5 protein-coding genes are annotated in these 5,360 nt (G+C 73.0%); 3 read left to right on the forward strand and 2 right to left on the reverse strand.

Going from position 1 to position 5,360, the window contains the following annotated elements; all coding sequences use genetic code 11:
* Window positions 1-95: 95 nt before the first annotated feature.
* Window positions 96-1,022, reverse strand: coding sequence for a SigB/SigF/SigG family RNA polymerase sigma factor (locus ACWGIU_RS28505; protein ID WP_453710504.1), 927 nt, complete (start codon window positions 1,020-1,022; stop codon window positions 96-98).
* Between the two features lie 178 nt (window positions 1,023-1,200).
* Here ACWGIU_RS28505 and ACWGIU_RS28510 point away from each other — a divergent pair, with 178 nt between their 5' ends.
* The gene (locus ACWGIU_RS28510) at window positions 1,201-1,578 is read left to right on the forward strand and encodes a helix-turn-helix transcriptional regulator (RefSeq protein WP_453710506.1); all 378 of its coding nucleotides are present in this window, start codon (window positions 1,201-1,203) and stop codon (window positions 1,576-1,578) included.
* Window positions 1,579-1,731: 153 nt separating this feature from the next.
* On the opposite strand, the gene ACWGIU_RS28515 is transcribed toward ACWGIU_RS28510, so the two are convergent.
* On the reverse strand, window positions 1,732-2,430 hold the full coding sequence (locus tag ACWGIU_RS28515; protein WP_453710508.1) for a class E sortase: 699 nt from the start codon (window positions 2,428-2,430) through the stop codon (window positions 1,732-1,734).
* Window positions 2,431-2,694: 264 nt separating this feature from the next.
* Between ACWGIU_RS28515 and ACWGIU_RS28520 the strand changes: the two genes are divergently transcribed.
* Together ACWGIU_RS28520 and ACWGIU_RS28525 are read left to right on the forward strand one after the other, a co-directional pair.
* Window positions 2,695-2,937: a hypothetical protein gene (locus ACWGIU_RS28520; RefSeq protein WP_453710510.1), complete on the forward strand. Its 243-nt coding sequence runs from the start codon at window positions 2,695-2,697 to the stop codon at window positions 2,935-2,937.
* A gap of 50 nt (window positions 2,938-2,987) precedes the next feature.
* The gene (locus tag ACWGIU_RS28525) at window positions 2,988-5,228 is read left to right on the forward strand and encodes a heavy metal translocating P-type ATPase (protein WP_453710512.1); all 2,241 of its coding nucleotides are present in this window, start codon (window positions 2,988-2,990) and stop codon (window positions 5,226-5,228) included.
* Window positions 5,229-5,360: the final 132 nt, after the last annotated feature.

Consider the following 5,360-nt stretch of genomic DNA (forward strand, 5'->3'; position numbering starts at 1 on the left):
GAACCCGACGGCCGGTATCAGCGGGTTCAGGCGTGCCCGGGTCGCGCGTACCGGGGTCGGGCCGGCCGGGTGCCGTCGGCTCCGGGCGCTCCGGGTCAGCCTTGCAGCAGTTCCTGGCGCAGGGAGCCCAGCGTACGGGTGAGCAGACGGGAGACCTGCATCTGGGAGAGGCCGATCTCCTCCCCGATCTCCGCCTGGGTCATCTCCTGGCCGAAGCGCAGCTCCAGGATCTGTGTGGAGCGCTCGTCCAGGTCGGCGAGCAGGGGCGCGAGGGCGTGCCGGTCCTCGACCGCCTCCAGGGCGGGGTCGATGTCGCCCATGGTCTCGGCGAGGCTGCGCGCGGTCCGTGCGGCCGTGGAGGCCTGGGAGCCGCCGGCGGCACTGTCCTGGGGCACGTCCAGGGACTGGGTGGAGTAGCCGTTGGCCGCGACGAGGCCCTGGCGGACCTCGTCCTCGGTGAGGTCCAGCCGCTCGGCGAGTTCCGAGGGGGTGGGCGCGCGGTCCGTCTCGGCGGTCAATTCCTCCGTGGCCTTCGCGAGCTGCAGGCGCAGCTCCTGGAGCCGGCGCGGAACCCGTACGGCCCAGGTGGTGTCGCGGAAGTGGCGCTTGATCTCGCCCGTGATGTAGGGCAGGGCGAGCGTGCTGAGCTGTGTGTTGCGCTCGGGGTCGTACCGGTCGATGGCCTTGATCAGTCCGATGATGCCGACCTGGACGATGTCCTCGTTCTCCGGGCCGCCGGGGCGGTCGCGGAACGGGCGGGCGGCGAACTGGACCAGTGAGATGTTCATCTCGATCAGGGTGTTGCGCACGTACTGGTACTCGCGGGTCCCCTCTTCGAGGCTTTGCAGCCGTTCGAAGAAGACACCGGTCAGCTCCCGGGCGTCGCGGGTCGACAGTTCCCGTGGGCAGGGCACGTCCGGCAGCCCGCCGAGTGCGGGGGCTTCGCCGGTGCCACCGGCGGGGGTGGCCGTCGTCGGGATCGTCGTCGGGGTCATGGCCTCGGCCGTGGCCGTGAAGGTCATCGTCTTCGCTCCTTGGGCACGTGTGCTTGCGGTGCGGTGCGTCGCTCGATAGCTCTGGTCATGCGGAACTCCGGTTCCGCTCCTCTGCACCCTGCCGGGGCCCGGGACAGACGTCAAGTAATACCGGAAAACTGGTTCGGGAATTGCATTTCGTGAGTCATCCCTCAAGAATGACGGTGTGGAGAGCGAGCACACAGGTCCCCGTCGCCATGGATGGACCTTCCTGACGAACCATGCTCGGGTGCTGATCGCCATCGCGCGCGACCCGGGCATCCGGCTGCGCGACATCGCGTTGGCCTGCGGGCTGACCGAGCGCACCGTGCAGGCGATCGTCACGGACCTCCAGGCGGACGGGTACCTCAGCCGGACCCGGGACGGGCGGCGCAACCGCTACGTCGTCGCTCCCGGCGCGCGCTTCCGCCACCCGGCGGAGGCCGGCCACGAGATCGCCGGCCTGCTGGCCTACCTCACCGGCCCCCTGACCACGCCGGCGACGCCGTCCGCCGAGGTGGCGAACGACACACCCGGCCAGGGCGAGCCACGGCCGACGGTGTAGCCCTGGATCAGGCGCGCCCGGGGACGGCCGCCCGAAGCGGTCCCGCCGACATTCCGGCCTCTTCCCCCGCGCTCCTCCCCGCCGTCGCCGTCGCGCTCACGAGAACGCCGACACGGTCACGTCACGAAGCGGAGGCCCAGCGCCGGCCGCGCGTCAGCCGGCGGGCGTGGCTCCGGAGGTCTTGCGCAGCACACCGATCTTGTCGATGCGGTGCTCGGGATTGCCCTGGGCGTCGCTCCAGAAGTTGCCCTCGGCGTGGTCCTCGGGCGTGGCACAGGTCGAAATCGTGATCATGGCCTGGGTGGGTGCCGCCCCGGGTACCCCGGGCACCGCGGCACGTTGTTCGCCCAGCGAGCGCTCCGACCGGAAGGACGTCTTGCGGGTCTCGGTGATCTCGTAGGTGTACACCACCCCGCCCACGGTCACGAGGACCGTGTCGCCCCGCTGGACGGCGGGCAGGCGCCCCAGCGGGCCCCCGGCCGACAGGCGGTGCGCGGTGACCAGGAAGTTGCCCACCTGGCCCGGTCCGACCCCGCCCCGCTCCCCGTACGGGCTGGCCGCCACACCGAGGTCCTGGATGCGGGTTCCCGCCACGTCGTCGGTGGTGCCCTCGTACGGAACCACGCGCAGCCCGGCGATGCCCGCGGCCGGTATGGACAGCGTCGAGGCCACGGGAGCGGGGGCGGGGGCGGCGGCGCGGGTGACCACCGCCGGGGGCGTGGCCGAACCGGCGGAAGCGGGTACCGCCGCGCCGGCGGCCGTCGAGGGCGTGCACGCCACCAGAAGGGCGGTCGCGGCACCGGCCAGCACGGCGGGGACGGCTCGGTACGGGAACGGCAAGGACATGGGCATTTTCCGAGTCGTCGGACGGCCGGGGCGGGCGGGCGGCGGGCGGGTGACCCGATGCGCCCGGCCAGAGTGACATACGGAGCAAGAGGTCCATAAGGGTCCGATCCTGTGACCTCGCTCCCGATGGTCGGGCACGGAATCAAAAGTCACGGGAACTTCCGTCCGCCCCGCTGCGACCACCTGGCCGGAGGGAGTGCCGTCCCGGCTCCGGCACGGCCTGATCGGCACCCGTCCGTCTGGAACCGAGTACAAGAATCCGGAGTGGCGATGACGGACCGGCTGGAGTACCCGACCCTGGCGATCACCGCGCTGAAGCGGTGGGCGCCGCCGCCCGCTCTCGCCGGCTTCGTGGCGCTCCTGATAGTGATGTTCGGCGCCGCGTACGCGGTGGGGGCGGGCGCCGGCCCCGTGGCTCCCGGCATGCGGTCCACCGAGGTAAAAAGCCCCGGATTCGTAGGGGACCTGGGACGGCCGCACGGGCACGCCGGCGGTGCGGGTGGCACGCGGTGACGGCCGAGGGGACCGAGGTGGTGGCCACCACCGATCTGTTCGTCGGCGGGATGACCTGCGCGGCCTGCGTCACCCGTGTCGAGAAGCGGCTGGCGAAGATCGAGGGTGTGAGCGCCACGGTCAACCTCGCCACCGGACGGGCCAGGGTGCTGCATCCGTCGTACGTGACGACCGAGGACCTCGTCGCGGTGGTCGAGCGGGCGGGTTACAGCGCCGAACTGCCGACGCCGCCCGAGGCCGTCGAAGACCCGACGCCGTCGGAGCGGACCGATGGCTCTTCCGGCCGCGAGGATGTACGGCGGCTGCTGATCACCGCCTTGCTGTCCGTTCCGGTGCTGGTGCTGTCGATGGCGCCCGCCCTTCAGTTCCGCAACTGGCAGTGGCTGTGCTTCGTGCTGGCCGCGCCGGTCGCCGTCTGGGGTTCGCTGCCGTTCCACACCCGCGCGTTACGGGGGCTGCGGCACGCGGCGGCGACGATGGACACCCTGGTGTCGCTGGGCGTGGTCGCTTCCTTCTCCTGGTCGGCGTACGCACTGTTCCTGGGCGGGGCGGGCGATCCGGGGATGCGGATGCCGTTCAGCCTGCTGCCCTCGGCCGGCGGCGGGGTGGCCCACATCTATCTGGAGGCGGCGGTCGGGGTCCCGCTGTTCGTGCTGACCGGGCGCTTCCTCGAATCCCGGGCCCGCCGGGGCACGGGTGAGGCACTGCACTCGCTCGCCGGACTGACCGCCAAGGAGGTGACCGTACGGGAGGACGGCCGCGAGCGGCTCGTCCCGATCGGGCGGTTGCGGGTGGGGCAGGAGTTCATCGTCCGGCCGGGCGAGCGGGTCGCGACGGACGGGGTGGTGGCCTCCGGCGGTTCGGCCGTCGACCTTTCGCTGGTCACCGGCGAGAGCGAGCCCGTAGAGGTGGGCCCCGGCCAGGCGGTGGTCGGTGGTGCGGTCAACGCGGGCGGTCTGCTGGTCGTCCGGGCCACCGCGGTCGGGGCGGACACCCAGCTCGCCCGGATCACCCGCATGGTCACCGAGGCGCAGGCCGGAAAGGCCCGGGCACAGCGTCTGGCCGACACGGTGGCGGGGGTCTTCGTGCCGGTCGTGCTGGCCCTGGCCGTCACCGTTCTCGGCTTCTGGCTCGGAGCCGGGGCCGATCCGCAGGCGGCGGTCACGGCCTGTGTGGCCGTCCTGGTGGTGGCCTGTCCCTGTGCGCTGGGGCTGGCGACCCCCACGGCCCTGCTGACGGCCACGGGCCGGGGGGCGCAGCTGGGTCTGCTGGTCAGCGGCCCGCGGGCGCTGGAGACCCTGCGGCAGGTGGACACCGTGGTCCTCGACAAGACGGGCACCCTGACGACCGGCCGTATGACCGTCGCGCGCGTGACGGCGGTACCGGACGGGATCGGCGAGGAGCGGGCCCTGTGGCTGGCCGCGGCGGTGGAACACGGTTCCGAGCATCCGCTGGGCCGCGCCGTGGTCGCGTACTCCCGGCAGGAGCCCTACGGCCGGCCGCCGGGCGAGGTGACCGGTTTCCTGGCCACCGCGGGCATCGGTGTGACCGGGGTGGTGGAGGGCCACCGCGTGGAGGTCTGCGCCGCCGGCGCGGACCTGCATCCGTCGCTGGACAGGGCCCTGGCCGAGGCGGAGGCGGCCGCGCACACGCCGGTGCTGGTCCGGGTGGGCGGCGCCGACCAGGCCCTGATCGCCCTCGGCGACGTCCTGCGCCCCGGCAGCTACCGGACCGTCGCCCGGCTGCGGCGCCTGGGGGTGGAGCCGGTACTGGCCACCGGCGACCGCGAGGGCACCGCGGCGCGGGTCGCCGCCGCGCTCGGCATCACGGACGTGCACGCGCACTGCTCGCCCGAGGACAAGACGCGGCTCGTACGGGAGTTGCGCGCTCAGGGACGCCGGGTGGCGATGATCGGCGACGGGGTGAACGACGCCGGCGCCCTGGCCGGGGCGGATCTCGGCATCGCCATGGGGAGCGGAACGGATGTGGCCATCGGCGCGGCCGACGTCACGCTGGTACGCGGAGACATCGAGGCGGTCGCCGACGCCGTCGAGCTGGCCAGGCGGACCCTCGGGACGATCCGGGCCAACCTGGTCTGGGCGTTCGGCTACAACGTCGTCACCGTGCCGCTCGCCGCGGTGGGGCTGCTCAACCCGATGGTCGCGGCCGCGGCGATGTCGGTGAGTTCCCTGATGGTGGTGGCCAACAGTCTCCGGTTGCGCACCTGGCAGCCGGCGCCGCAATCACACCGGGCGGGTACCAGGGGCCGAGCGAGAGGTACGGGGCGATGACGCGTTCACCTTCGGATCAGATGTCGGGCAGCTGGTTCCCGACCCGTCGACGCGCGCGCGAGGGGCTGCGCGCCGCGCTCGTCCCGGTGGTCGCCTGCTCGCTCGCGCTGGCCGGACTGACGGCCTGGACCT

The organism is Streptomyces sp. NPDC054840 (genome assembly GCF_053611065.1).